This window comes from Streptomyces sp. Ag82_O1-12 (genome assembly GCF_900182715.1).
GTDB classification, from domain to species: Bacteria; Actinomycetota; Actinomycetes; order Streptomycetales; family Streptomycetaceae; genus Streptomyces; species Streptomyces massasporeus.
This window is the reverse complement of sequence record NZ_FXUW01000001.1, coordinates 215346-239182: the sequence shown is the minus strand read 5'-3', so window position 1 is coordinate 239182 and position 23837 is coordinate 215346. Positions and strand designations below refer to the sequence as shown.

24 protein-coding genes and 3 pseudogenes are annotated in these 23837 nt (G+C 72.4%); 13 read left to right on the top strand and 14 right to left on the bottom strand.

From position 1 onward, the window contains the following. Positions 1–78 precede the first annotated feature (78 nt). The 4 genes from QOL88_RS01180 to QOL88_RS01165 all read left to right on the top strand — a co-directional run bounded on the left by QOL88_RS01180 (position 79) and on the right by QOL88_RS01165 (position 4761). Positions 79–711, top strand: coding sequence for a GNAT family N-acetyltransferase (locus QOL88_RS01180; RefSeq protein WP_097214659.1), 633 nt, complete (start codon positions 79–81; stop codon positions 709–711). Positions 712–855: 144 nt separating this feature from the next. After that, positions 856–1536, top strand: coding sequence for a lytic polysaccharide monooxygenase auxiliary activity family 9 protein (locus QOL88_RS01175; protein WP_097214658.1), 681 nt, complete (start codon positions 856–858; stop codon positions 1534–1536). A 253-nt stretch (positions 1537–1789) separates the two neighbouring features. Further along, positions 1790–3808: a DUF1996 domain-containing protein gene (locus QOL88_RS01170; RefSeq protein WP_097214657.1), complete on the top strand. Its 2019-nt coding sequence runs from the start codon at positions 1790–1792 to the stop codon at positions 3806–3808. A 185-nt stretch (positions 3809–3993) separates the two neighbouring features. After that, a complete protein-coding gene (locus tag QOL88_RS01165) occupies positions 3994–4761 on the top strand; it encodes a sulfite exporter TauE/SafE family protein (RefSeq protein ID WP_097214656.1) in 768 nt (255 codons plus the stop codon). A 12-nt stretch (positions 4762–4773) separates the two neighbouring features. On the opposite strand, the gene QOL88_RS01160 is transcribed toward QOL88_RS01165, so the two are convergent. From QOL88_RS01160 to QOL88_RS01150, 3 genes and pseudogenes are all read right to left on the bottom strand, one after another. Continuing rightward, positions 4774–7023 (bottom strand): MMPL family transporter, encoded by a 2250-nt coding sequence (locus tag QOL88_RS01160; RefSeq protein ID WP_097214655.1) that lies wholly within the window; start codon positions 7021–7023, stop codon positions 4774–4776. A gap of 291 nt (positions 7024–7314) precedes the next feature. Next, a pseudogene (locus QOL88_RS01155) lies at positions 7315–7475 on the bottom strand (EamA family transporter); the annotation flags it as partial. Positions 7476–7557: 82 nt separating this feature from the next. Next, positions 7558–8379, bottom strand: coding sequence for a chitosanase (locus tag QOL88_RS01150; RefSeq protein ID WP_097214654.1), 822 nt, complete (start codon positions 8377–8379; stop codon positions 7558–7560). A 144-nt stretch (positions 8380–8523) separates the two neighbouring features. On the opposite strand from QOL88_RS01150, the gene QOL88_RS01145 reads away from it, so the two are divergent. Continuing rightward, on the top strand, positions 8524–8706 hold the full coding sequence (locus QOL88_RS01145) for an aldo/keto reductase (protein WP_373559265.1): 183 nt from the start codon (positions 8524–8526) through the stop codon (positions 8704–8706). A gap of 96 nt (positions 8707–8802) precedes the next feature. Next, on the top strand, positions 8803–8985 hold the full coding sequence (locus QOL88_RS01140; RefSeq protein ID WP_097214653.1) for a hypothetical protein: 183 nt from the start codon (positions 8803–8805) through the stop codon (positions 8983–8985). On the opposite strand, the gene QOL88_RS01135 is transcribed toward QOL88_RS01140, so the two are convergent. Next, positions 8973–9731 carry an ankyrin repeat domain-containing protein gene (locus QOL88_RS01135; RefSeq protein ID WP_257027364.1) on the bottom strand — a complete coding sequence of 253 codons (759 nt, stop codon included), beginning with the start codon at positions 9729–9731 and terminating at the stop codon, positions 8973–8975. The two genes, QOL88_RS01140 and QOL88_RS01135, sit on opposite strands and share 13 nt — an antisense overlap. Before the next feature lie 79 nt (positions 9732–9810). On the opposite strand from QOL88_RS01135, the pseudogene QOL88_RS01130 reads away from it, so the two are divergent. Beyond that, a pseudogene (locus QOL88_RS01130) lies at positions 9811–9960 on the top strand (GAF domain-containing protein); the annotation flags it as partial. Between the two features lie 153 nt (positions 9961–10113). On the opposite strand, the gene QOL88_RS01125 reads toward QOL88_RS01130, so the two are convergent. Next, positions 10114–10779, bottom strand: a complete 666-nt coding sequence (locus QOL88_RS01125; protein ID WP_257028025.1) for a GAF and ANTAR domain-containing protein — start codon at positions 10777–10779, stop codon at positions 10114–10116. 141 nt (positions 10780–10920) lie between these two features. Then, the gene (locus QOL88_RS01120; protein ID WP_097214651.1) at positions 10921–13491 is read right to left on the bottom strand and encodes a SpoIIE family protein phosphatase; all 2571 of its coding nucleotides are present in this window, start codon (positions 13489–13491) and stop codon (positions 10921–10923) included. Positions 13492–13640: 149 nt separating this feature from the next. Here QOL88_RS01120 and QOL88_RS01115 point away from each other — a divergent pair, with 149 nt between their 5' ends. After that, positions 13641–14228, top strand: a complete 588-nt coding sequence (locus QOL88_RS01115) for an AMIN-like domain-containing (lipo)protein (RefSeq protein ID WP_097214650.1) — start codon at positions 13641–13643, stop codon at positions 14226–14228. 153 nt (positions 14229–14381) lie between these two features. Here QOL88_RS01115 and QOL88_RS01110 read toward each other — a convergent pair whose 3' ends face one another. Beyond that, positions 14382–15485, bottom strand: coding sequence for a GNAT family N-acetyltransferase (locus QOL88_RS01110; RefSeq protein ID WP_097222792.1), 1104 nt, complete (start codon positions 15483–15485; stop codon positions 14382–14384). A gap of 98 nt (positions 15486–15583) precedes the next feature. Next, on the bottom strand, positions 15584–15961 hold the full coding sequence (locus QOL88_RS01105) for a hypothetical protein (protein ID WP_257027363.1): 378 nt from the start codon (positions 15959–15961) through the stop codon (positions 15584–15586). 290 nt (positions 15962–16251) lie between these two features. Between QOL88_RS01105 and QOL88_RS01100 the strand changes: the two genes are divergently transcribed. Both QOL88_RS01100 and QOL88_RS01095 read left to right on the top strand, forming a co-directional pair. Beyond that, entirely contained in the window at positions 16252–16521 is a 270-nt protein-coding gene (locus QOL88_RS01100) for a hypothetical protein (protein WP_097214649.1), read from the top strand. A 139-nt stretch (positions 16522–16660) separates the two neighbouring features. Next, positions 16661–16945 (top strand): hypothetical protein, encoded by a 285-nt coding sequence (locus QOL88_RS01095; RefSeq protein WP_097214648.1) that lies wholly within the window; start codon positions 16661–16663, stop codon positions 16943–16945. Between the two features lie 5 nt (positions 16946–16950). Here QOL88_RS01095 and QOL88_RS01090 read toward each other — a convergent pair whose 3' ends face one another. The 3 genes from QOL88_RS01090 to QOL88_RS01080 form a co-directional block, all read right to left on the bottom strand. Then, on the bottom strand, positions 16951–17640 hold the full coding sequence (locus QOL88_RS01090) for a hypothetical protein (RefSeq protein ID WP_097214647.1): 690 nt from the start codon (positions 17638–17640) through the stop codon (positions 16951–16953). Between the two features lie 110 nt (positions 17641–17750). Continuing rightward, positions 17751–18797 carry an LLM class flavin-dependent oxidoreductase gene (locus QOL88_RS01085; RefSeq protein WP_097214646.1) on the bottom strand — a complete coding sequence of 349 codons (1047 nt, stop codon included), beginning with the start codon at positions 18795–18797 and terminating at the stop codon, positions 17751–17753. Then, positions 18797–19303, bottom strand: coding sequence for an SRPBCC family protein (locus QOL88_RS01080; RefSeq protein WP_097214645.1), 507 nt, complete (start codon positions 19301–19303; stop codon positions 18797–18799). The genes QOL88_RS01085 and QOL88_RS01080 overlap by 1 nt, the downstream gene beginning before the upstream one ends. A 314-nt stretch (positions 19304–19617) precedes the next feature. Between QOL88_RS01080 and QOL88_RS01075 the strand changes: the two genes are divergently transcribed. Beyond that, positions 19618–20970, top strand: a complete 1353-nt coding sequence (locus QOL88_RS01075) for a diacylglycerol/lipid kinase family protein (protein WP_097222790.1) — start codon at positions 19618–19620, stop codon at positions 20968–20970. 250 nt (positions 20971–21220) lie between these two features. Here QOL88_RS01075 and QOL88_RS01070 read toward each other — a convergent pair whose 3' ends face one another. Beyond that, positions 21221–21544, bottom strand: coding sequence for an antibiotic biosynthesis monooxygenase family protein (locus QOL88_RS01070; RefSeq protein ID WP_097214644.1), 324 nt, complete (start codon positions 21542–21544; stop codon positions 21221–21223). A 65-nt stretch (positions 21545–21609) separates the two neighbouring features. Between QOL88_RS01070 and QOL88_RS01065 the strand changes: the two are divergent. Continuing rightward, a pseudogene (locus QOL88_RS01065) lies at positions 21610–22053 on the top strand (DUF1731 domain-containing protein); the annotation flags it as partial. Positions 22054–22062: 9 nt separating this feature from the next. Here the strand turns inward: QOL88_RS01065 and QOL88_RS01060 are convergent. Continuing rightward, positions 22063–22938, bottom strand: a complete 876-nt coding sequence (locus QOL88_RS01060) for an SCO4651 family lipoprotein (RefSeq protein ID WP_097214643.1) — start codon at positions 22936–22938, stop codon at positions 22063–22065. Between the two features lie 107 nt (positions 22939–23045). Further along, complete coding sequence (locus QOL88_RS01055) at positions 23046–23192, bottom strand: hypothetical protein (protein ID WP_179878731.1); 147 nt, start codon at positions 23190–23192, stop codon at positions 23046–23048. Between the two features lie 138 nt (positions 23193–23330). On the opposite strand from QOL88_RS01055, the gene QOL88_RS01050 reads away from it, so the two are divergent. Next, a complete protein-coding gene (locus QOL88_RS01050; RefSeq protein WP_179878730.1) occupies positions 23331–23759 on the top strand; it encodes a hypothetical protein in 429 nt (142 codons plus the stop codon). Positions 23760–23837: the final 78 nt, after the last annotated feature.

Genomic DNA, 23837 nt, shown 5'->3' with positions numbered 1-23837 from the left:
CGCGCTCGTTCGAGCCGCAGTCCTCCGCTGCTCCGAAAGAGGTTGAGGGAGCGCTCCCATGCCCTGCACGATGCAGCCATGACCACATCGCCCGCCATCCGTCCGTACCGCCCCGAAGACCGTCCCGCTCTCGACGACATCTGCATCCGCACCGCGCACCACGGCGAGGACAGCCGCCCCCACTACGCGGACCCGGGCATCTTTCCGGTGACCTTCGCCGCGCCGTACGTGCGTCTGGAGCCGGACCTGGCCTTCGTGCTGGACGACGGGCACGGACGGGCGGTCGGCTACATCCTCGGCGCGGCCGACACCCCGCGCTTCGCAGAGGCCTTCCGTGCGACCTGGCTGCCGCTGGTCGCCGACCGCTACCCGGAACCTCCCCGGCCGCCGCGCACCCCGGACGAGGCGATCGCGAGGCTGCTGCACCACCCCGAACGCATGGTGCTGCCCGAACTGGCCGCCTATCCCGCGCATCTGCACATCGACCTGCTTCCCGACTGGCAGGGCCGTGGTCACGGGCGCCGCCTGATGCGGACGCTCCTGGGGGCCCTCCGGGACAGGGGAGTGCCGGCCGTCCACCTCTCCATGGCGACCGCCAACACCCGGGCCAGGGCCTTCTACGACCGGATGGGCTTCGAGGAGATCGACGTCCCCGAGCCGGGCGAGGCCACCTACCTCGGACGCACCACGAAGGATCTCGACCGGCCCTGACCGATACGGAAGTGGCGAGAATCGAACATTGCCGACCCGTGTCATCGGGTGCAGCCTGTGGGGGTGGGAGCGCTCCCACCCCCGAAACATGATCGAAAGCGCTACTGAAAGGCACGGCACCCCCACATCCGAAAGCGAGAGATCATGAAATGGCATGGTCATGACGCACATCCCCCCACGCTCAGGTCACGTCCGGCACTCGCCCTGAGCATCCTGGTAGCCGCACTGCTCAGCCTGTTCCCCTGGAGCGGCACCGCCGTCGCCCACGGCTCGGTCGTCGACCCGGCTTCCCGCAACTACGGCTGCTGGCTGCGCTGGGGGAGTGACTTCCAGAACCCCGAGATGGCCCGGCTCGACCCCATGTGCTGGCAGGCTTGGCAGGACAACCCCAACGCCATGTGGAACTGGAACGGCCTGTACCGCAACGGCTCCGGCGGGAACTTCCCCGCAGCCGTTCCCGACGGCCAGCTGTGCAGCGGCGGCCGGACCGAGGGCGGCCGGTACAACTCCCTCGACGCGGTCGGCGCCTGGAAGACCACGGACATCACCGGCAACTTCACGGTGAAGCTCCACGACCAGGCCAGTCACGGCGCCGACTACTTCCTGGTCTACGTCACACGGCAGGGCTTCGACCCCACCACCCAGCCGCTGACCTGGAACGACCTCCAGCTCGTCAAGCGCACCGGCAGGTACGCGCCCAGCCAGAACTACGAGATCCCCGTGAGCACTTCGGGGCTCAGCGGCCGGCACGTCGTCTACACGGTCTGGCAGGCCTCGCACATGGACCAGACCTACTTCCTGTGCAGTGACGTGAACTTCCGCTGACCTGCGCTTCCCCGCCGGGCGGCACCGTCCGGCGGGGCCCGGGTCTGTGCGGGCTTCATGAGAGTTCTCCGAAAGTTTTCGAGCTGAGTGAACACACGGGTGCTCCCGTACGTATGGGGCGAGGGGATTTTCATGCCCGGCACGCCACAAGCGCAGGAGAGCACCCTTGGGACGCAACACGCGAAGACGCCCTACCGGCCCACGACGCGCGACCTTCGCCGCATTCGCACTGATCCTGGGCGGAGGCGGCCTGATGGCCGCGAACGTCTACGCCTCCGCCACAGACGGAGGTTCCGGCGGCGACTCCGCCGAGACGCGGTCCGACACGGGGGTTCGGACCGCGGGCGCGACGATCGACTGCCCGGACGTCGGCAGCAGACTGACCTCGGTCCCCGAGCAGGCGCGAGGGGAGGTCGACAAGGAACTCGCCCTCCTCGACGAGCAGATAGCCAAGGCCTATCAGCGGCTGAGCGAATCGGCCCAGCAGGTGCGGCAGGACCCCGGCTTCGCCGACAACGCGGTCGTGAACCCGTTGAAGGAGAAGCGGGCCGCGACCCTCGAGCGCATCGCGATCGCCATCGACCGCGTCGGGGACCGCCCCGAAGGACTCGAGGCCCTCGCCGCCTGCACCGTCGAGGACGGCAACGAGGCTCCGGCGCAGGGCGAAGGCCAGGACGGCGGTGACGGACAGCCCGCCGAGGAGCAGGGCCAGGCCGGTCAGGAGCAGGGCGCCAACGGCGGGCAGGTGGGCAACGGCCCCGTCGCCGCCGACTTCGCGGACATCAAGAGCGTCCAGCCCAACGCGAACGACGAGGGCGGTGCGTCCGGCGGTTCCTTCGCCACGAGTTGCGGCGTGAACGAGAACGGCCTGTTCAACTCCGACAACATCATCGCCGCCCCGGGCGTCACCAACGGCGCCCACCACTTCCACGACTACGTCGGCAACGAGTCCAACAACGCCTTCGCCAGCGACCAGGACCTCGCGAAGGCCGAGACCAGCTGCGACGACCAGGGCGACAAGTCGTCCTACTACTGGCCCGTCGTGCGCCTGCAGAACGGTGCCCAGGAGCAGGACGCCCAGAAGCCGGGCGGCGGCATCGAGGGCAACGCCGGCGAGATCGTCACGCCCAAGCAGGTCACGCTGACGTTCGTCGGCAACCCGCGCGAGAAGGTCACGGCCATGCCGCGGCTGCTGCGCATCATCACCGGCGACGCCAAGTCGTTCGTGAACGGCCCGGCCAACGCCAACGCCTCGTGGAGCTGCACCGGTTTCGAGGACCGGCAGCTGAAGGACAAGTACCCGCTGTGCCCGCAGGGCAGCGACGTCGTACGGACCTTCAAGTTCCAGAGCTGCTGGGACGGCCGCAACATCGACAGCGCCAACCACCGCACCCACGTGGCGTTCACGGACGCCGCCGGGAACTGCCCGTCCGGCTTCCGCCCCATCCCGCAGCTGGTCCAGCGCATCGTCTACGACATCGACGCGCCGAGCCTGCAGGACGGCGGCCGTACGACACCGCTGTTCGCGGTCGACTCCTTCCCGGAGCAGCTGCACAAGCCGGTCACGGACCACGGCGACTTCATCAACATCTTCGACGAGGATCTGATGGGGGAGATGGTCGACTGCATCAACGACGGCCGTAAGTGCGGAGCCGGAGCGGACGGCGGACAGAACCCGGCCCCGGGCGAGGAGCCCCAGGAGGAGCCGACCAAGACGCCGCAGGCCCCGCAGGAAGAGCCGACGAAGACCCCCGAGGCTCCTCAGGACGAGCCGACGAAGGCGCCGGAGGCCCCGCAGGAGGAGCCGACCAAGACGCCCGACGCCCCGCAGAACGGGAACGGCGGCGGCAAGCCCGCTGACAACGGGGACAACGGCGACGACGGTGACGACGGCAAGGGCGGGGCCGCGAAGCCCCCGGCGGACGAGCCGGACCCCGAGCCGGAGCCCGGCGACGCGTCCACGGCTCCCGGTGGCGCCCAGCCCGAGGTGAAGGCGACGGCCTCCGCCGACGACGGCAACGCCGCCGAGCAGGGCGGCGGTTCGAAGAACGGCGACGACGAGGACACCGATGGCCTCGGCGACTCCCAGGCCGTCGGCCAGGCGACCAGCGCCGCCCCGGCCCCGTCGGTCCCGTCCCGGACGGAGCCGCAGGCGGTCGGCGGGGGCGGCCTGGCCGACACCGGCGCCCAGCTCTGGCCGGCCGCGGCGGGTGCCGTGCTGGTCATCGCGGGCTTCGTCGTCCTCCGCCGGGTGAGGCGCAGCCACATGTGAGGCGGCTGGACATCACGCCCCGGCGTGCGGCGGTGACGGCGGCGGGATCCCACCGGATCCCGCCGCCGTTCCGCGTGTCCGGCCGGGGCCGCACACCGGCACCCTTCGACCGCAGCCGAAACGCCCACCCTCTAGCGTGGCCCCATGAACCTCACCTGGAACGGCACACGCGGCGGAGGGGCGGCGTGACGCCGTGGGAGATGGCCGCCGTGCTCGCCGCCGGCACGGGCGCCGGGGCCGTCAACGCCGTCGTCGGCTCGGGGACGCTGATCACCTTTCCGGTTCTGCTCGCCACCGGCATGCCCCCGGTCACGGCCACGGTGTCCAACGGCCTGGGCCTGGTCCCCGGATCCATCACCGCGGCCATCGGCTACCGCGAGGAACTGCGCGGCCAGCGGCGGCGGGTCCTGCTGCTCGGCATCGGCGCCGTGCTGGGCGGCCTCGCGGGCGCCGTGCTGCTGCTGACCCTGCCCGCGTCGGCGTTCGAACGGATCGTGCCGGTCCTGGTGGGCCTCGCCCTCGTCCTGGTCGCGTGCCAGCCCTGGATCGCGAAGAGAGTGCGCCGCCGTCGCGAGACGGGGAGCAGCCCCGTGCGCCCCGACGGCGGACCCCTGCTGTTCACCGGGCTGACGCTGGCCAGCGTCTACGGCGGCTACTTCTCCGCCGCGCAGGGCATCATCTACGTCTCCCTGATGGGCATGCTCCTCGACGAGACACTCCAGCGGCTCAACGCCGTGAAGAACGTGCTGGCCGCCGTCGTCAACACCGTCGCCGCCGTACTGTTCCTGTTCTTCGCCCACTTCGACTGGACGGCCGTCGTGCTCATCGCCGCCGGATCGGCGCTCGGCGGGCTCATCGGAGCCAGAACGGGACGCCGCTTCAGCCCGGCCGTGCTGCGCACGCTGATCGTGTCGGTCGGCACCGTCGCCCTCGTCCACTTGGTGCTCCACTGACCCCCGGTCCCGTCAGGAAGCGGGGCGCGCCTCGGCCTTCGACCCCTCGGCGTCGATGTGCGGCACCACCCTGTCCAGCCACCGCGGCATCCACCAGGCGTGCCGCCCGAGCAGCGTCATCACGGCCGGCACCATGAGCAGCCGTACGACGGTCGCGTCGATGAGCACGCTGACGGCCAGCCCCAGCCCGAGCATCTTGACCACGATGCTGTCGCTGAGGAGGAACGCAGCGAACACGCTCACCATGATCAGGGCGGCACAGGTGATGACGCGGGCCGTGATCTCCAGGGCGTGCTCGACCGAACCCTTGGCGTCCCCGGTGCGGAGCCAGGCCTCGTGGACACGCGACAGCAGGAAGATCTCGTAGTCCATGCTGAGGCCGAAGACGATGGCGAACATCATCATCGGCACGTAGCTCTCGATGGGCACCTTGCCGTGGACCCCGAGAGCGGGACCGCCCCAGCCCCATTGGAAGACCGCGACGACCACGCCGTACGACGCGGCGATCGACAGCACGTTCAGGACGGCCGCCTTGACGGCGACGAGCAGGCCCCGGAACACGGCCAGGATGATCAGGAACGCCAGGCCCACCACGACGGCGATGATCACGGGCAGCTGGGAGGCGACGATGTCACGGAAGTCGACCTGGGTGGCCGTCGTACCGGTGACGTACCCCTTGGCGTCCGTGCCCTGGACGGCGTCCGGCAGCGTGTCGTCGACGAGTCGGTTGGTCAGGTCCGTGGTCGTGGCGTTCTGCGGGGACTTGGTCGAGTACACCGTGCCGAGCAGGATGTCGCCGTCCTGCGTGGGCGTCAGGGGAGTGACGACGGCGGCGCCCTGGACCTTGTCGAGCGACTGCTGGGCCTTCGAGGCCAGTGCGGAGCGCTGCGACTGGGACACGTTCGTCTGGTCGATGACGACCGTGAGCGGGCCGTTCGAGCCGGGCCCGAAGGCGTCGGCCATCAGGTCGTACGCCCGTCGGTCGGTGAAGGAGGTCGGGTCGGCTCCGTCGCCGATGTGCCCGAGCTGGATGGAGAACAGTGGGATCGCGAGGACCACGACCACGGCGACACCCGCCGACAGGAACGACAACGGCCTGCGCTCCACCCGCTGCGCGTACCGGTGCCAGGTGCCCTGCGGCGTGTCCCCCGCCCCGGCTTCGGTCTCGGCGATGGGCGGGCGCACGTGGAAGCGGTCGATGTGCCGGCCGATGAGGCCGAGCAGGGCCGGTACCAGGGTGAGCGCGCCGACGACGGCCGAGACGACGGTGACGGCGGCGGCGACACCGAGCAGGGAGATGAAGGAGACCCCGGACACGAACAGGCCCGCCAGCGCGATGATCACCGTGCAGCCCGAGACCAGAACGGCATGGCCGCTGGTGCTCGCGGCCTGACCCGCGGCCCGCACCGGGTCCATGCCGTCGATGAGGTTCTGCCGGTGCCGGGTGAGCATGAACAGGGCGTAGTCGATGCCGACTCCGAGGCCGATCATCGTGGCCAGGGTCGGTGAGACCGTCGCGAAGGTGAAGGCCGCCGCCAGCAGCCCCAGGATGGCGAGCCCGCCGACGACGCTGATCAGCGCGCTCAGCAGCGGGACGACGGCGGCGATCACGCTCCCGAACCCGACCAGCAGCACGATGACCGCCACGCCGAAACCGATCAGCTCGCTCACCCGGTCGTCGGCGGCCGGCCGGGCGAGCTCGCCGAGCGGTCCGCCGTACTCGACCTCCGCCCCGGCCGACCGCAAGGGCTGCACGGCGGTGTCGACGCCGTTGAGGTAGTCGTCGCCGAGTGTCGAGGGCTGGACGTTGAAACGGACGGTGATGTAGGCCGTCTTCTTGTCGTCCGACAACGGGCCCACGTTCTTCTGGCCGCTCGGCGTGGCCGGGGCGGACAGCGGGTTCTGGGCGGACAGCACGTGCGGGAGCTTCTCCAGATCGGCGATCGTGGTCGACATCTGGGAGTTCAGCGCGGTCAGGGGCTGCTGGTCGTCGCGCATCACGATCTGGCTGCTGTAGCCGCCGGCCTGGGGATCGTGCGCCTTCAGCACGTCGAGGCCCTTCTGGGCCTGCGCCTGGGGCAGGCTGAAGTTGTCGGAGTACTCCCCTCCGAATTCACGGCTGACGACCTGCAGCGCCACCAGTGCCACCAGCCAGGCGATGATGACGAGGGCGAAGTGGCGTGCGCACCACTCGCCCAGCCGCCGCAGCACACCCCCGCGCGCGGCCTTCTGGTCCCCTGCACCGGTGCGGCTGTGCGCCATGGACGTCGTCTCCTGTGTCGGCCGGGAGGTCAATGCCGTCCATTAGATGCGCGCGGGATCACTCCGGCCTTTCAGGCACGCGGAGGCCGTGGGACTCCCGGCGCCCGTTCCCCCGAAAGGCCCGCCCCCAGGAACGACGCTCGCCTCCCGGGCGCCTCGGCACCCCCGACCCGAGCGCCACCCCGAGCCCCATCAGTGCGCTGCCCGCCGCCTGCGGGGGCCCGTAGGAGCCCCGTGCCGACGAGCGGTGCGGTGCACGCCGCCGCGACCGGGACGAGGCCGGAGAACACTCCCGGCCACCGGGAGCAGTAGCAGACAGGCCAGTCCGTAGCGCGGGAACTGGCCGCCGGCGTACGGGTAGTCGCCCAGGACGCCGTTGGCGTGAAGGACCCTCCGACGAGGACGCAGGCGAGCGCGGCGAGCAGGGCTCCGCGGGCGGTGGTGGCGTTCATGGGGGCGACGCCAGTCAGCGGAGCGGCCCGGGAAGGAGTCCACCCTGGGCCTGCTTGGTGGACCACTTCCCGGGCCGGGGCGTCAGCCGATGCGGTAGCTGTCGCCGTAGACCTTCCAGTCCAGCGGCGGGTTCAGATCGAGGTTGCGCCGGTTGAGGAAGACGCGCTGGGCGGTGTCGACCCGGCTCGTGTCGCTGTGCGCCTCCTCCTGCTTCATGGCCCACACCCGCGCGTCCAGGAACGCGTGCAGGTAGGTCACCTCGTCACCGCCCTGCGCCGGCGGCTTCGCGGTCCGCAGGGCCCGCTGGCGGATGTTGCGGAAGCTCGTGGGGTCGCCGCCGTCGCCGTGCATGACGATGGCGTCGTAGTAGGCGAACTGGCCCAGTACGCGCAGCCCGTCCGCCTTGCCCTGCCGGACCGCCGGGTCGAAGTACACCCGGTCGCGCTCGTCGTCCTGGGCCCGGCGGAACCCGGCGTCCCGCGCCGCCCGGCGCCAGTCGCCGGGGAAGCCGGGGTCGAGCCCGTCGTGCGAGTCGGATCCGTCGACCTCGCGCAGGGCCGGCAGGTACTTCTGGAGGACGTTGCCGGGCTCGCGGGCGGCGTAGAGCTCGACGAGGTCCAGCATGTCGCCGGTGCCGGAGCAGAACCCGATGATGCCGGCGGTGTATCCGCGGCCGTCGCCGATGTCCTCGATGTACGGGTACTGGGCCTTCCAGTCGAGTGAGGAGTTCTCCGCGCTCGACACGAGCTGCATGGCGATCTCCTTCTTCGCCGGGTCGTCGAGTCCGATCGCACGTGCGGACGCCGTGGCGTGCGACGGCTGGAGCAGCGGGGTGGCCACGAGGGCCGCGCCGAACAGCGCCAGCACGGTGCGGCGGGTGGCCGGGGCCGAGGGGTGTCTCACGGTGCCTCCAAGCGGAGTGGGGGGTTGGGAGAGCGGGCCGTGCAACTGATAGGAAGGTTTCCTATCACTGTGAAGGCGCAAGGGAAACAACCGAGTTGAAAGTTCGTAGGGTCGAACAAGCCGGTTCACCCACCGAAACCGCACATGGCCGAGACGGCGCTGCGCTTCGTCCTGAGCCACCCCGCCGTCTCGACCGCCGTCATCCCCGGGATGCGCAGCGTCCGCAAGGTCGAGCGCAACACCGCCCTGAGCGACGGCCGGCCGCTCGCGGACGAGCAGCTCGCCACCCTCGCCGGGCACCGGCGGCAGCGCGACTTCTACGGCTGAGCGACGCGGCGGGAACCAAGCGCCCCTCTCACACGTCAACTCTTTGCCCACCAAGGGCCGAACGGTCGGACCGACCAGCCGGAGAGGGGAATCGCCGTGGACGAGGCGACGTCGCAGCAGGGGAGCGAGGCGGAGGGCGCCGCCCGCCGGGCCCGTTTCGGGACACTGCCGGAGCCGGTGCGTGCGGAGGACATGGTCGAGGAGCGGGCGGCGAGCGTGCCCGACCCGGCGCGCACCGCCTACAACCAGGACGAATGGCTCGTGCGCTACTGCCTGTGAGGCGCCCCGCCGGAGGCCTTCCTCCGCGCGCCTGCGCCCAGGTCGCGCAGCCACCGCACGACGTCGTCGGCGTCCTGGGCGCGGGCGACGTCGAGCGGTGTCATGCCGTCGTAGCCGCACCAGTGGGGGTCGGCGCCCCGCTGGTGCAGGTACTGCGCGGTGGGCAGGTGCCCGCCGTGGCAGGCGCCCCAGAAGGCGCTGGTGATCTCGTCCGGTGACGGAGACTCGTCCGCCTCGACGAAGGCCCGGACCCGGTCGAGGAGGCCGAGCGTGGCGGCGTCCTGGAAGGTGACGCGGGCGCCGTGCTCGATGAGCCGGTGCGCCGCGCGCCACTGGCCGAATCCCCGGGCGTCGGCGAGCGGGCTGCCACCGCCGATCACCGCCCCGGGCGCCTCGATGTCGGCCCCGGCCGCGATGAGCGCGTCCAGCACGGGCACGTCGTTGCTGCTGGCGGCCCAGTGCAGCGGCGTCTCCGCGTGCGCGCCCTCGAAGCGGGCCCGGGGGTCGGCCCCGGCGGCGACCAGGGCCGCGACGACCTCCGCACCCCTGGGGAAGTGACCGGGCCAGTCGGCCGCGATGTGCAGCAGAGTGCGCGTGCCCTTGCCGTCCTCGCCCTGCTCGGTGACGCGCGCGGTGGCCAGACCGGGGTGGTCGGCGAGCAGCCGCCTCAGCCCGGGCAGATCCCCGGTCCGGATCGCCTCCGTGACGATGACGGCCAGCGGGTCCTGCGATGTCAGCGTCAGCAAGGCGGCCTCCCGATGCCGTCCCGGGGCTCCCGATTCTGCCAGCCGGTGCCCGCGTGCACGGCCGTTCGCACGAAACGGCCGGGCCTGGGCGTTCCTCCCTCTGATCATCTCCGGCCGCCCGGTCGGCTGCTGCATCCCGTCCTACGCCCGGCCGCACACCTTCACCGCCGACGAACGCGCCGTCCTCACCTCGCTGTCCGGCCTGATCGCCCAGGCCCTCGACCGCGCCCTGGACACCGCAGACGGACCCGACCTGGAACGGTTCATCGACCGGCTCGTCCGCCACACCACACCCACCCGACGGCACACCGACGACATCGCGGTGCTCCTCCTGCGCGCCTCCCGCCTGCGCGACGAACCCGCGTGAGGCCGAAGCGGACCCTCAGACCTGGCCGGAGTGGTCACCCCGGACCCGGCGGGCCACCTCGCGCAGCTTGAGGTTGTGGTTCTGGGAAATGCGCCGCAGCACTCCGAATGCCTCGTCCTCGCTCATCCGATGGCGTTCCATCAGGATCCCCAAGGCCTCACCGATGGCGTGCCGGGTGTCCAGGGCGTGTTCGAGCTGGTCGACGGTACGGGCGGTGGCCAGGGCGACGGCGGCGTGCGAGGCGAGCAGCCACCCCGCGGCCTCGATGTCCTCCCCGAACGCCCCGGGGCGGCGCGAGTAGAGATTCAGCGCGCCGAAGTCCTCCTCGTCGGTGTAGAGCAGCACGCCGGTCATGCTGCCGATACCGAGGTCACGGGCCGCCCGGCTGTACCGCGGCCAGGACGGCTGCGGCCGGGTCATGTCGGCGATGCGGAACAGCCGCTCCCCGTCCACGCGGCGCGCGGCGTCGAAGCACGGACCTTCGCCGAGCTCGCCCTGCAGCCGGTCCGACTCGGCGACGATGTCACCGCACACGGACAGGGTCACGGCCCGGCCTTTCGAGACCGTCAGGATCCCGGCGGCGTCGCAACCCTCGATCATCTTCACCGCCGATGACGAGATCGCGTCCAGCGTCGCCTGGAGCGAATCCTGCGCGACCAGGTCCCGGGCGAGCTGCGCCATCTGCTCGGCGTACCGCCGCCACTCCACCGTCACCACCGCCTTGCTCGCCGGTGTCGCCCACCGTACTCCGCGCCGCTTCGTACGGCCGTTCCTCTCAGGGGCCGGGCGTCCGGGCAGCATGCCCGGAGCCGAGCGCCCCGATCACCGGTACGCCGTCAGCAGCAGCGCCACGTCGTCCGGCCGCTCCCGGGCCCGGCGGGCCGTCCCGACCAACCGGTCGGCGAGGTGCTCGACCGAGTCCGCCGGGGTCTCGGACAGCCGGCGCCGTACCGCGTCGATGCCCGTCTCGATGTCGTCGCCCGGCCGTTCCACCAACCCGTCGGTGTACAGGGCGAGAACGCTGCCGGGGGCCAGGGTGAGCGCCGTGACGGGGTACACCGAGTCGGGCTGCACGCCCAGCATGACGCCGCCCGCCAGATCCAGCGTCTCGGCCCGCCCGTCGGGGTGGCGCAGCAGCGGCGGGGGATGGCCGGCCCGTACCGCTAGGGCCCGTCCGGTGGCAGGGTCGAGTTCGATGTAGCAGCAGGTGGCGAAGACGTCCGACTCCAGCTCGGTCAGCAGCCGGTTGGTGTGTGTGATGACCTCCTGCGGCGGCCGCCCGCTCGCGGCGAAGGCGTGCACCGCACTGCGCAACTGGCCCATCACCGCGGCGGCTCCGACACTGTGCCCCTCGACGTCCCCGATGACCAGGGCCACGCCACGCCCGGTGGTGATCACGTCGTACCAGTCGCCGCCGATCGCCATGCCCTGCGTGCCGGGCAGATAGCGGCCGGTGGTGCGCAGGCCCTGGACGGCGGGCAGCCGGTGCGGCAGCAGCCCCTCCTGGAGGCCGCGGGCGACGGCGGACTCCGAGTCGTAGAGCCGCGCCCGCTCCATCGCCTGGGCGGCCAGGCCGCTCAGCGCGGTGAGGGCGGAACGCTCGTCGGGGGTGAACCGGTGCGGGGTGTCCCAGCCGAGGATGCAGGAGCCGACCGAGCGGCCGGAGGCGATCAGCGGCATGAACGACCAGGCGTTCATGCGGTCCAGGGTGATGCCCGGATAGGCGACGGAGAGGTCCTCGGGCGATTCGAAGAACAGGGGGAGCCGCGTGGTCAGGGCGTGGACGCCGGGCAGCTGGGTGTCGAGGGTGACGCCTTCGAACGGGGTGAGGAAGCCCTCCGGGTAGCCCGACTCCCACAGCAGGTACATCCGGCCGTCGCGGACGGTGTACAGGGCGAGTTCCCGGGCGCCGAAGGCGGGCAGCAGCTGCTCCGACACGGCTCGGCAGACGTCCTGCACGGTGACCGCCTCGGTGAGCACGCTCGCCATCTGCACCACGTGGTACAGCGCCCCGGCCCGCGCCGCGGCCACCGGCCCGGGCGGCGGCGCGGCGGCCGTGAGGCCGGGCCCGGTGGCGGTTCCGGCCTCCGGCCCCTGCTCGGCCCCGGTGGGCGGCGGCCCGGTCGGGTAGACCCGCCCGGTCAGACCGTGCACGTCCGGGTACAGCACGAAGCTCAGCCAGTTCCCGTCGGGATGCCGGACGAGGAAGGACACCTGCTCCTGCGAGAGCATCGCCGCCCGGTAGCGGTCCTCGTACGCGGGATCCCGGAGCCAGGTGATCACTTCCCACGGGTAGCGGCCGAAGAGGTCCTCGCGACCGGAGCCCAGCAGCTCCTCGCAGCGGCGGTTGGCGTACGTCAGGCGGCCGTCCTGGTCCAGCGAGAAGAGCCCGTCGGGCAGCCGTTCGGCCGCTTCGGCCGCGGTGAGCCCGCCGCCCGCGTCGACGAGGGCGCCCACCAGGATCCGCGCGGAGCCGGTGCCGCCGTGCACGAGATGGCCCCACAGCTCGACCGGCCGGTATCCGGTCTGCCCCTCGCCCCGGGACTCGTCCCGCACCCGGAAGTGCCGCGACCTGACCCGGCCGTCGGCCAGGGCGTCGTATCGGCTCTCCCGCAGTTCGTGCAGGTCGTCGGGGCTGACCCGGGCCTCCACGTCCGTGATGGTGCCGCCGTAGTCCTGCCGGTCGATGCCCAGCAGTTCGAGGGCCTCGTCGTCCGCCGAGCACTGGTCGCTGTCCAGGTCCCAGTCGATGAGCCCGACCCGGACCGGGCGGGCGGCGGAGGTGGGCAGCCGGACGCTGATCGGCTCGTCGTCGTACTCGACGCGACAGACGTCGGCGCCCGGGCCCGGCCGGCTCGCGGCGAGGTGATCGAGGCGCTCCTCCATGACCCGCTCGGCGGGACGCAGCGCGAGATCCACCACCTCCGCCTCCATCGGTGGCCGGGCCGCCGAGCGCAGGACGACCAGGACGCCCACGGCCTCGCCGCCGGCCCGGACGGGCTGGTAGGCGGAGCCGAAGGAGTAGGGCAGCCCGGCGGTGAAGTGCGGGAAGCGCACCATGGTGGCCCGCTCGTCCGGCAGCCACAGCGTCTCGTCGCGCCGGTAGGCCTCCGCCATCGGCAGGGCACCGCCCACCGGCACCCGCCACCAGCTCTTGAGCAGCGAGCGGGGCACCCCGGTGACCATCGCGAGCACGAGCGAGCGCCGGTCGCGGGAGCGCAGATAGACCAGGCCGCCGTAGCCGTCGAGGTCCCGTACGGCCTCCACCAGCGGGTCCGTGAGGGCATCCTCGATCCGGCTCGTGTCCCCGCCCTGGACCCGGCCGTCAGCCCCGTCCCGGCTCCGGCCGGCGGCTGACCGCGGCCCGTCCGGTACGGCGGCTGCCTCATCCATGTCGCGTCCTCCCGGTACGGACGCACCGGACACCAATCGCTCCCCACCAGGATGTGCCATGGTCGGCGGTCCGGCGCGGCAAGTGCAACCTTTCGGTCCGCCCGGCCGTCTCACCCGGTACCAGCACAATGCAAGCCTCGGGGGCGGCAATGGTACGAATCAGAAGAGCATGCGCGACTCTCGCACTCGTGGGCGCCACGGTGGGTGTGGCGGCCGTCCCGGCCGGCGCCGCGCCGGCCGGCGCGCAGTCCACCACCCGCGCCACGGCGTGTCCGACCGGCTGGGGAAGCCTGGCCAAGACCGACGCCGGCGCCACGGTCGCACCGCTGACGAACGTCAGGACCGGCCGGCACACCTGCTTCGACCGGATGGTCGTCGACGTGCCCGGCGCGGGCAGCGGCGTCGGCTATCGGGTCCAGTACGTCGACCGGCTCTACCAGGACGGCTCGGGCCGCCAGATAGCGGTGGCCGGCGGCGCTGTCATCGAGGTGCGGGTGTCCGCGCCCGCCTACGACCCGGAGACCGGCGCGGCCACGTACCCCGGCCGGGTGGCGCGCCCGCTGCCGGGCGTGGATCTCACGGGGTACCGCACCTTCCGGGACACCCGGTTCGCCGGCAGCTTCGAGGGCGAGACCCAGATCGGCCTCGGCGTCCGGGCCCGGCTGCCCTTCCGGGTGCAGCAGCTCGACGACCGCGTCATCGTGGACGTCGCCCACGGCTGGAGCGCCACGGGCTGACGCATGGCGCCCGGGGCCGTGGGCTGGGCGCCCGGGCCATGGGGCGGGTGCGCGGGTCGGTCCATGGGCCGGGCGCCCAGGTCACATCCACGGGCCGGACTCCTACGGCACGGCCGGGGCACGGGCCACGGGCCGGTTGCCCGGCGGCCGGCCTCAGCCGCCGCGCAACCGGCCCAGTTCCTCGAGCGTCCGCGCCGCCGCACCGGCCAGGCGGGGCCGGTTGCGCACGAAGCGACGGGCGGCCCGTGCGGGCTCCCGGCCCAGCCAGTGGGCCGCTCCGCCCGGCACCGGCCGCACCACCGCTCCTTCGTACACCCGCAGGTCACGGGTCTTGAGCGAGTCCTTGTAACGGGCCGGGCCGCTCCCCAGGTCGACCGTCTCGACGCCGTCGGCCGCCGCGGCCTCCAGCATCCTCAACTGCAGCACGAGACCGGGGGAGTACTTGGCGAACGCGCGGTCGTACGCCGGGAACCACCAGGACAGCACGGTGCGCGAGCGCAGCCCGAAGTGCGCGGCGACGGGCCGGTCCGCGGCGTACAGCACGGACAGCACCCCGCGGCACTCCGGCTCCTCGCTCTCCCCGAGCAGTCCCACCAGCCGGGTGATCCACTCCAGCGCGAACCGGTCCCGCCGACCGGTCCGCCGGTACTGCGCCGATTTCCACTCCATCAGCGCCCGCAGCGCGGCGGGGTCCCGGGCGTCGTACACGAACCGCACCGGGCCGACCTGCCGGACCAGCTTGCGCTCCTTGGCCAGGGTCTGTCTGAGGAATCCCGGTGACTGCGCCCGCAGCCGCCGCGTGTACGCCTCGAAACCCTCGCCGATGTCGACGACCGGGGAGGCCAGCTCCTCGACCGCGTGCGGCACGAACACCCTCTGACCGGCCTCCAGATTGTCGAACTCCCAGGACGACAGCCCGCAGACCCGTAACAGCCGGCGCGCGTCCAGCCGGATCCCCGGACGCAGCACGGCCCCCTGACTGTCGGACACCCCCAGGCCGACGGCCCGGCCCCGCCCCAACACCCCCACCTCGTACGGGAAGAACCCCACCGGGGAACCGTCGTCCAGCAGTACCGCCACCCTGACTCCCGGCCTGACCTGCCCCACCGCAACGGTGAACGCCGGATCGAGAAAGGGATTCGCCGGGGCGCCGGATTCCGTCCGGATCTCCCGCCACATCTTCTGGTCGCTCGGACCGAGTTCGTCCGGCCTCAGAACGAGAACGTGCTGTCCAGGCAACTCTGCCTCCTGTGTCATCGGCATGGGGACACACGAAGGCCTGCACATCACCGCGATTCGGCACCAGGGCAGTACTCAGGCCGTACGGCGCAGGCCCTTGTCGGTACTGCCGTCACTCAGCAGCGGAAGGTCTGCAACCGGGCAGCGCTCGGAGCGGATCCGACCGCCCCCGGACAGGGTCCGGTTCCCACCGCACGGAGGTCCGGGCCGTCCCGGACCGGCACGGACGCCCCGGTCACCGCCGGGCTCACCCCGGCCGCCCCCGACGCCCGCGGCGTCCGTGCCGCGAGCCGCCGACCGGACGGCTCCTCCTCGCCCGGACACGGCTCCTCGGCCTCTCCCGCCCCTTCGGCCCCGGCACTCCACACCGCGTCCGACGCCGCCGCGGCCACGACGGTCGCGCGCTCCTCGCCCGCGAGCCCCGGGACGACGAGTTGCAGCAACAGCAGGCAGGCCACCAGACCCACCACCGCTGCCCAACGTCGCCGCACCATCAGACCCCTGACCTGCGTTCCGGCGGGGGAACACGGAGTGGACTCGACCCGGGCCGACGCCGGACCTGCCCCCCGACACGGCCGGCTGCGCCTTCCAGTAGGCCGAGCCCGACTCCACCCCGTCAAGCCCTGGTGTGACGATTCGTCCCACTCGGCCGGTTGCCACCGGGAATCCGACGGAAAGCGCTGCCGGGAAGTATCCCGCGTCCCGCCCCGGCCTCGGCTCAACGAGCCGCGAGAGTACGGAAATCCGGGCGGTCGCGCGGCCGGGGCCCGGTTAGGGTCGCGCCATGAGGGAGGGGCTCGACGAGGTCGACTGGGCAGGGCTGAAACACGACTACGGGTCCGCCGGGGACGTACCCGACCTGCTGCGCCGATGCGCGCGGCGACCGGCCGACGAGGCCGAGTCCGCGGCGGACGATCTGCTCAACCTCCTGTTCCACCGGGGCGGATGGATCTGCCCCGCCGCACCGCTGTTCCTGCTCCGTCTCACCACCCGTCCGGACGTGCCGTGCCGTGCCGACGTACGGTGCTCGATCTGGTGGCCGTACTCGCCGTAGAGGCGGCCCAGGTCCCGTCCCCTCTCGCTGGAAGGATCCGCCTGGGACGCGGCCTGGGAACGGGCCCTGCCCGAGGTGCTCGCGCTGCTGAGCGACCGCGACCCTTGCATCCCGGGGGGAGCGGCCGACGTGATCACCAGTGTCCCGGCCGCGCCCGCCCTGGTCTGTCACCGGCGACGCGGCAGCCGCGGTCGAGCCCCTGCTGGCCGCCGTTCGACCGCTGGAGGAGGGCACCTGCCTGCCGGCCATGCTTCCCGCCGTGCGCTGCCTGACCAGGATGGGCGGCGCGGCCGACCGGGCCGCGGGCCCGCTGCGCGACGTGCTCGCCCGGGAGGAACGCCTGCGCTTCGGCGGCGGCCGGCATTCCTTCGTCACGGACGAGTCCATCCGCGCAGCCGTCGGCGAACTCCTCGCCGCCGCCTGAACAGGTCAGCTGCCGGCGCCGCCCGCGCTCAGCACCTCACCCGGCTTCGGCGCCCGTACGTTCAGCGGCTCGTCGAAACCGCTGAACGACGTCGTGGTCTGCTGTGCGGCGCTCTTGTAGACCGTCTTCAGCAGATACGGCTCGTCCTCCCGGGCCACGTAGAAGGTGTACGTCCCTTCCTTGTCCGCCTTGTCGGTGACGATCAGTTCGATGGCCTCGGTGTCTCCGACGCGGGTGGAGTCGCCCTTCTTCGCCGTGCCGAACGAGTCGAAGGGCCGTTCGCAGGAGGTGAGTCCGTCGCCGCCCGCGGCGGCCTGCTTCACGGGCGTCTTCACCCAGAGCCTCTGCTCGCCGGTGACGCCCGGCTTGTTCTTCCACTTCTGCAGGTAGGCCCGGTCCGGACGGACGTAGTCGGTCTCGTCCAGGCGGATCTGCTCCAACGTGCCGCCCTTGGACCAAGTCGTCTTCGACCGGCACCGGCCGTCCAGGTCGGTCACGAGGTGGCTGGTGACCGTGCCGCTGCTCGTGGTGCGGTTGGTGATGTCGACGGTGACGGAATCCAGCTTCCGCATCCTGGCGTTGGCCTCGTCGAGGATGTCGCCGGCGGACCTGTCGTCACCGGTGCCGCCGGCCCCGCACCCGGCCAGGGCCACGCTCGCCAGCAGGCAGAGCGCGGTCGTCGTCACGGTAGCCATGGCCCGCACGGAGCCCCCCTGTTGATCGTGTCGGCCGATGATCAGCAGGGGAGCTTACCCGCTCGCCTCGGTGCCAGGCCCCGCGTCAACAACCCTGCGAGTTGCTACGCCTAGGTCTCGTGGACCAGCTGGATCGCCCTGCCGAGGGTGTCGAGCCGGTCGTCGAGGGTTTCTCCGGCCGGGTAGAGGCGGACCGTGTCCACCCCCGCGTCGCGCCAGACGCGCAGGCGCCGCCGGACCATCTCCTCCGTGCCGATGAGCGTCGTGGCGAGCACCATCTCGTCGGTGACCAGACCGGCCGCACCCTCCCGGTCGCCGGCCTGCCAGCGCCGGCGCACCTCGGCCGCGACATCGGCCCAGCCCTGCCGACTGTAGGCCCGGTTGTAGAAGTTGGTCGACGCGGAGCCCATGCCGCCCAGGCTGAAGGCGAGTTCCTTCTTCCGCCCGCCGACCATGGCGGCCAGCGCCTCCTCGTCCCGGGCGAACGCCACCTCGGCGCCCTGGCAGACGTCGAACCCGGCACGCTCACGGCCGGCTGCGGCCAGACCCTCGTCCAAGGGAGCGAAGTAGGCCTCCGCCGCGCCCTCGGGGACGAAGCTGGTGCCGAGCCAGCCGTCCGCGACCTGGCCGGTCAGCCGCAGCATGGCGGGGGACAGCGCGGCCAGATAGACGGGCACGGGATGCTCGGCGCGCAGGGACAGGCGCATCGGCACCGCCTCCCCGCCGGGCAGCGGGATGCCGAACTCCGAGCCGCTGTAGGAGATCTTGTCGCCTCCGACGGCCTGCCGCACGATCTCCACCGTCTCCCGCATCCGCGCCAGGGGACGGGCGAACGGCACCCCGTGCAGTCCCTCCATCACCTGCGGCCCGGACGGGCCGAGCCCCAGCAGGAACCGGCCGCCGGACAGGTTGGACAGGGTGATCGCCGTCTGCGCGAGGGCGACCGGCGTGCGCGTGCCGATCTGCATGACCCCTGAGCCGAGCAGCATCCGCTCCGTACGGGCGGCGTAGAAGCCCAGGGCGGACGGAGCGTCCGAACCCCAGGCCTCGGCCACCCAGCAGACGTCGAGCCCCAGCTTCTCGGCCTCCATCACGAAGTCGGCCTGCCGGGACCAGGAGCCGAGGGCCGCCGCCTCGACGGTCGTCGCCGCGCGCATCACGCCTCCGCCCGCTGCCTGATGTGCTCCAGCGTCGCGGTCATGCCCCGCTCGAACTCCCGCAGCCTCACGAACACGATCTTCTGCTCCTTCTCCGGCATGGCGTCGATCGCGAACGACAGACCCGAACGGCCGGGCCCCATCCGCATCCCCTGCGACAACGCGGTCCCGCCGTCCCGGGGCTCGAGCCCGAACCGCCACACGGCACTGGGTTCGGCCGGGTCCCCGACCGCCCAGGCGAACTCCCGCTCCGGATCGCACACGACGACGGTGGACGTCGTCTCCCACTCCCCGAACCGCTCGTGCCTGCTCCGGCCGACGAACCGGGCCCCCACGGCCGGCCCGGACGCACCCTCGGCCCACCGCGCCGACTGCAGCTCCGCGCTCATCTCCGGCATCCGCGTCACATCCGACACCAGCGCCCACACCCTCCCCGGCGGGGCGGCGACCCACGTCGTCACCTCGACCGTCGGTTGGTCCGCGTACCGCGCGCCCGTCCACTCCATCGCGTGCCGGCCTCCTCGTCGACAGGGACTGTGCCCACAGAGTTGCGTAATGAGACTCACCAGGTCAAGAGCGCTTGCGGTCAGGTGGGGTGAGGAGGCGTGCGGATGTGCCCCGGTGCGCGGAACCGCGCCGACGGGGCCGCGTACGCTACCGATGGCTCCGCCCGGAGGGATCTTCACGTCTGACGGGCCCGGCGGCGGGGGGAGCCATCCAGGATGGTGGTGGCAGAGCCGACGCGTCGGCGGGCACCATGGTCACGGCGGGGCACGGTCCGCGGGCGTCCGCCCGCGCCGGCCTTCGAGCGGAGGACGAGATGGGATCGGCGATGGACGAGCGGTTTCACCGCCGGCAGAGGTGGGCCGCCCGGGGCGCCCTGGCCGCTGCCGCGCTGGCGGCGTTGCTGCCGCTCGTCTCCGGCGGCCTGCGAGGGCTGCTCCTGCTCGTGGCGGGCCTCGCGGGACTCGCTCTGACCGCGGCAGCGCTCTGGTGGGTGCTGTCCCGGCGGGGAGTGGTCCGCATCGCGTCGGCCGCGCTGGCCGTCGTCGCGCCCGTCGGCCTCATCACCCTCTTCGCCACCGCGAATCTGCTCTGGGTGGTCTTCGTCTCCCTGCTCCTGTGGTGCGGGGCGGTCTGGAGCGGCCGCTACGCCCTGCGCAGCACGGGCCTGCGGACGGTCCGGGTCAAGGAGTACCGCACGCCGCCGCCGCTGCGTCCCTTCCTGCTGCTCAACCCGCGCTCCGGCGGCGGCAAGGTCGAGAAGTTCAACCTGCGGGAGAAGGCGGAGTCGCTGGGCGCCCGGGTCGTTCTGCTCGACCCGGACCAGCAGCAGGACGTCACCGCCCTGGCCAAGGCGGCCGTGGCCGACGGAGCCGACCTCCTGGGCGTCGCGGGCGGTGACGGCACCCAGGCCCTGGTCGCCGCCGTCGCCGCGGAGCACGGCCTGCCGTTCCTCGTCATCGCCGCCGGTACGCGCAACCACTTCGCCATGGACCTGGGCCTGGACCGGGACGACCCCGCCACCTGTCTCGACGCCCTCACCGACGGCGTGGAACTCCGTGTCGACCTCGGGTTCGCCGCCGACCGCCCGTTCGTCAACAACGCCTCGTTCGGCGTGTACGGGGCCGTCGTCCAGAGCCCCGGTTATCGCGAGGACAAGGTGGGGGCGGCCCTGGAACGCCTGCCCGACCTGCTCACCCGGCAGAGCGGCCCGCGTCTGACGGCCACCGCCGACGGCACCACCGTCGCCGACCCGCAGGCGATCCTGGTCAGCAACAACGCCTACCGCATGGACGACCCCTTCGGCTTCGGCCGGCGCGAGCGGCTCAACTCCGGGCGGCTGGGCGTGCTCGCCGTTCGCGTGGACAGTGCCGTGGAAGCCGCCGAACTCCTGCTGTCCCCGCGCCCGGAGGGGCTCACCGTGCTCACCGCCCAGCACGTCGTCGTCGACGCCGACGAACCGCAGCTGGAAGTCGGCCTCGACGGGGAGGCGCTCACCATGCCCGCCCCCGTCCACTGCCGCGTCGCGCGCCGCGCCCTGCGCGTCAGGGTGCCCCGAAACCGTCCCGGTGTCCCCGAGGCGCCCCCGCGTCTCGACTGGCGCCGGCTGCGCAAGCTGGCCGCCGCGGTCGGCCGCACCGCCGTACCCACGCGTTCCGGGCGCACCTGAGCGCCGACAGGTTCGTCACGCACGCGCGTTCCGGGTGCGCCTGAGCCCCGCCGGGTTCGTCACGCACGCGCGTTCCGGGTGCGCCTGAGTCCCGCCGGGTTCGTCACGCACGCGCGTTCCGGGTGCGCCTGAGTCCCGCCGGGTTCGTCACGCACGCGCGTTCCGGGCGCGCCTGGGCCCCGCCGGGTTCGTCACGCAGGAGGTCCCCCACACCATGCGGCATGGGGGACCTCCTGCGTCGCGCCGTAGGTCAGGCCTCCTTCGGCGCGGCCTGCTGCACCACCTCGAAGGACCACAGCATGGAACCGCTCGCCGCGGGCTTCGGCCGTTCGCCCTCGCCGCCGCCCTGGTGCGCGCTCTTCATCGGCCCCTCCATCCAGGCCTGGAAGGACTCCTCATCGCGCCAGCGCGTGTAGACGAGATAGGTGTCGGTGCCCTCCACCGGGCGGAGCAGCTCGAACCACTCGAACCCGTCGGAGTTCTCCACGGCGTGCGCACGGGAGGCGAACCGCTTCTCCAGCGTCTCTCGCTGCTCGGCGGGCACGGTCAGCACGTTGATCTTGACTACGCTCATGCGCCCCATCTTGCCCGATGGCGCATCTGCGCAGGTTAAGGCCTGCCTCTCCATCATGTTTGAACGCGTTCAAGATGAGCCCGGACCGCGGCGGCGTCTTCGACGTCCTGCTGCGACTGGCCCGGCTCGGCCTCGGCGGCCCGGTCGGCGGCGGCGCCCAGTACATGTCCTGGATCCACGACCGGGACTTCGCCCGGGCCGTCGAGTTCCTCGTCGCCCGGGACGACATCGAGGGCCCGGTCAATCTCGCCGCCCCCGAGCCCCTCCCGCAACGCGCCTTCATGCGCTCCCTGCGCGCCGCGGGGCGCGTCCCGGTGGGCCTGCCCGCGGCGCGCTGGATGGCGGAGATCGGCGCGTTCGTCCTGCGCTCGGACACCGAACTGCTGCTGAAGAGCCGCCGCGTCGTCCCCGGCCGCCTGCTCGAAGCGGGGTTCGCCTTCGCGCGTCCCGAGTGGCCGGAGGCCGCGGACGACCTCGTACGACGTCTCCGCGGCCGTGCGGTGAGGTGACCTCGGGGGTCAGCTCCGCCCCTTGCCCTGCTCCAGCGCCTTGCCGGTCATGTCGGTGACCTGCCCGGCCGGCGGCGCGTCCGCCTCCACCTCGGTGCCGAACTCGGTGAAGTCCATGACCGTGCGCACCGTGACCTTCTCGGGCGCGGACGAGGCGCCGGAGGAGGACCGCTGCGACGCCTTCGGGGCCTTGACGGTCATGTCGATCTGCTGACGGCGCATCCGGCCCTCGTCGTCCAGCCACACATCCATCGGCAGGGTCGGGCCGACCTGCTTACGCAGGGTGTCGCCGTCGGGAAGCTCGGCGACGTCGACGGTGACGCGGTAGTGCGTGGTCTTCACCCCGTTGACCGTCGCCGAGCCCTTCTCGGTCACGTCCTTGTCGGTGATCGCCTTGGCGTACGCCGCCGACTGCGCCGGATCGCTCATGGACCGGTCGCCGGCGCCCTGCCGTGCGGCGACCTTCCCCAGGTCGATCTTGATCCAGGGCTTGCCGCCCGGCGCCTGGCCCTTGGGCATCTTCTGGTAGAGGACCTGGTCGATCACGCGTTGCTCGATCCGCTGCCCCTGCATCGTGAGGGTCATGACGCTGTCGCCGTCGTCCAGGTCCACCGCGCCCTGCCCGTTCGCGGTCTCCGAGGCGCCCCGGGCCGAGGTCTGCACCCGCAGCTTCACCTTGGCGGTGTCCTCCTCGGCCGTCCTGTCGTAGGCCGAACGCACCGCCCGCGTGCCCTGCTCCCGGGTGCCGGCGCTCGCATCCGCCGAGGTGCCTCGCGTGCCGTCGCCCGAGTCGCCGTCGTCGCCGCAGCCCACCAGCACCGTCCCCGCCAGAACCCCGGCGACGCCTAAGGCGCAGACCCGCCTGCCGTTCCCCGCCCTGCCCATCGAACCAGCTCCTCTCAGGTGTGTGATGCGACCCAAGTGCCCAAGCTGGGCATGAACACACCTGTGGGGCCGAGGAGTTGGACACCGGGGAGAAACCGGCGTCACGGTCAGTGGCGGCCCCTGAGCTTGCCGAGCAGGCGCTGGGCCTGGGCCCGCTTTCGGGGGTCGGCCGCGGCCCGCCGCGCCTGGTCCACGGCCCGCCGTCCCTGCGGACTCCGGGCGAACTGCTTGATGCGGTCCAGCATTCCGGCCATGACGCACCTTCCTTCCTGTCGCTCTGTCGCTTGCCTGTAGTGCGCCTACCCTGCCGACGACGTGCTCAGGCACGCCGCTGCCCGTTCGGCGCGCGACCGAATGTGTTTGCGGCCGGAGTCAGAGGCAAGTCGGTGTCCATGACTGAAGAGAACAAGCGCACGAATCAGAAGGCGACCACCGTACGGACCGCGCAGTCCAAGGCCCGCCGCACGGCGGACAAGGCCACCGCGCCCGCGTCCCAGGCGGCGAAGGGCGCCGCGGGCAAGGCCGGTGAGGCGGCGTCAGCTGCCAAGTCCGGCGCGGAGCGCTCCGCCGAGACGGCGAAGACGGCCGCACAGACCGCGGCCAAGGGCGTCGAGGCCGGCCGCCAGGCGGTCGTCACGGCCTCGGGTCACGTCGCGACCACGGCGAAGACGGCCTGGACGGTCATCGCCCACCGCAAGCTGGTGGCCGCGGGCGTCGGAGCCGGCCTGACCGCTCTGAGCGCGGCGTCCTACGCCGTCGGACGCCGCGCGGAACGCGGCGCGCACGGCCCGCTCACCCGCCTGACCGGCGGGCGGATCTGAGCACGGCCGGCGCGATGGACGTGCCGGCACGAGGGAGCAGGCGGCGCGACGCGCCACCGGGTGTTCCGGTGGCCCGTA

Bases quoted from the DNA above. Each gene is read 5' to 3' on its own strand.
- QOL88_RS01180 (WP_097214659.1), top strand. From the start codon at position 79: ATGACCACATCGCCCGCCATCCGTCCGTACCGCCCCGAAGACCGTCCC.
- QOL88_RS01175 (WP_097214658.1), top strand. From the start codon at position 856: ATGAAATGGCATGGTCATGACGCACATCCCCCCACGCTCAGGTCACGT.
- QOL88_RS01170 (WP_097214657.1), top strand. From the start codon at position 1,790: ATGGCCGCGAACGTCTACGCCTCCGCCACAGACGGAGGTTCCGGCGGC.
- QOL88_RS01160 (WP_097214655.1), bottom strand. From the start codon at position 7,023: ATGGCGCACAGCCGCACCGGTGCAGGGGACCAGAAGGCCGCGCGCGGG.
- QOL88_RS01145 (WP_373559265.1), top strand. From the start codon at position 8,524: ATGGCCGAGACGGCGCTGCGCTTCGTCCTGAGCCACCCCGCCGTCTCG.
- QOL88_RS01125 (WP_257028025.1), bottom strand. From the start codon at position 10,779: ATGGCGCAGCTCGCCCGGGACCTGGTCGCGCAGGATTCGCTCCAGGCG.
- QOL88_RS01120 (WP_097214651.1), bottom strand. From the start codon at position 13,491: ATGGATGAGGCAGCCGCCGTACCGGACGGGCCGCGGTCAGCCGCCGGC.
- QOL88_RS01115 (WP_097214650.1), top strand. From the start codon at position 13,641: ATGGTACGAATCAGAAGAGCATGCGCGACTCTCGCACTCGTGGGCGCC.
- QOL88_RS01110 (WP_097222792.1), bottom strand. From the start codon at position 15,485: ATGACACAGGAGGCAGAGTTGCCTGGACAGCACGTTCTCGTTCTGAGG.
- QOL88_RS01105 (WP_257027363.1), bottom strand. From the start codon at position 15,961: ATGGTGCGGCGACGTTGGGCAGCGGTGGTGGGTCTGGTGGCCTGCCTG.
- QOL88_RS01100 (WP_097214649.1), top strand. From the start codon at position 16,252: ATGAGGGAGGGGCTCGACGAGGTCGACTGGGCAGGGCTGAAACACGAC.
- QOL88_RS01090 (WP_097214647.1), bottom strand. From the start codon at position 17,640: ATGGCTACCGTGACGACGACCGCGCTCTGCCTGCTGGCGAGCGTGGCC.
- QOL88_RS01085 (WP_097214646.1), bottom strand. From the start codon at position 18,797: ATGCGCGCGGCGACGACCGTCGAGGCGGCGGCCCTCGGCTCCTGGTCC.
- QOL88_RS01080 (WP_097214645.1), bottom strand. From the start codon at position 19,303: ATGGAGTGGACGGGCGCGCGGTACGCGGACCAACCGACGGTCGAGGTG.
- QOL88_RS01075 (WP_097222790.1), top strand. From the start codon at position 19,618: ATGGGATCGGCGATGGACGAGCGGTTTCACCGCCGGCAGAGGTGGGCC.
- QOL88_RS01070 (WP_097214644.1), bottom strand. From the start codon at position 21,544: ATGAGCGTAGTCAAGATCAACGTGCTGACCGTGCCCGCCGAGCAGCGA.
- QOL88_RS01060 (WP_097214643.1), bottom strand. From the start codon at position 22,938: ATGGGCAGGGCGGGGAACGGCAGGCGGGTCTGCGCCTTAGGCGTCGCC.
- QOL88_RS01055 (WP_179878731.1), bottom strand. From the start codon at position 23,192: ATGGCCGGAATGCTGGACCGCATCAAGCAGTTCGCCCGGAGTCCGCAG.
- QOL88_RS01050 (WP_179878730.1), top strand. From the start codon at position 23,331: ATGACTGAAGAGAACAAGCGCACGAATCAGAAGGCGACCACCGTACGG.